The following is a 798-nucleotide window of genomic DNA, read 5'->3' on the forward strand; positions in this document are numbered from 1 at the left end:
GGTTTGATGTCACTTGGTTTTATGTCGTTCAGCGGTATTTCACTGTAGCTGTTAGACGAAGAGGTTTAAAAGGGTAATCCTATATGAATGCAGAACTCGTTCTAGGCGTTGTCATGTTTACCGTCATCGTTCTAACGTTGGTTGCGGTAATTTTGGCAGCGCGAGCTAAGCTAGTTAGCTCGGGTAATGTTGCGATCACTGTAAATGATGATCCCAACTCAAAAATTGAAACGCCTGCTGGTGGTAAGTTACTTCAAACGCTTGCGTCTGAAGGCTTATTCCTTTCATCAGCTTGTGGCGGCGGTGGTACCTGTGCGCAGTGTACTTGTAAAGTGCTCGAAGGTGGTGGCTCCATGCTTCCTACTGAGCGTACTCACTTTACTCGTCGTGAAGAAGCAGAAGGTTGGCGTTTAGCGTGTCAGGTTCCTGTTAAGCAGGACATGAAAATTGAAGTTGACGAAGAAGTCTTTGGTGTTAAGAAGTGGGAATGTACGGTTGAATCTAACCCGAACGTTGCTACTTTCATCAAGGAACTGACGCTTCGTCTTCCTGAAGGTGAAAATGTCGATTTCCGTGCAGGTGGTTATGTTCAGCTTGAATGTCCTCCACACGAAGTTGACTACAAAAACTTTGATATTGAAGAAGAATATCGCGGTGATTGGGATAAATTTGACGTTTGGCAATATAAGTCAAAAGTTGATGAAACCGTTATCCGTGCTTATTCGATGGCGAACTATCCGGAAGAGAAGGGTGTTGTTAAATTCAACATTCGTATCGCTTCTCCACCTCCGGGAACTG

Annotated in this window: 1 protein-coding gene; it reads left to right on the forward strand. The window is 44.5% G+C overall.

The genetic code is table 11. The features are described from left to right. Positions 1 to 83: 83 nt before the first annotated feature. Positions 84 to 798: NADH:ubiquinone reductase (Na(+)-transporting) subunit F (gene nqrF / locus A3738_RS26955; RefSeq protein WP_068763980.1), on the forward strand; the 715-nt coding region annotated here is incomplete at its 3' end.

The sequence above is a fragment of the Oleiphilus sp. HI0066 genome, assembly GCF_001635725.1.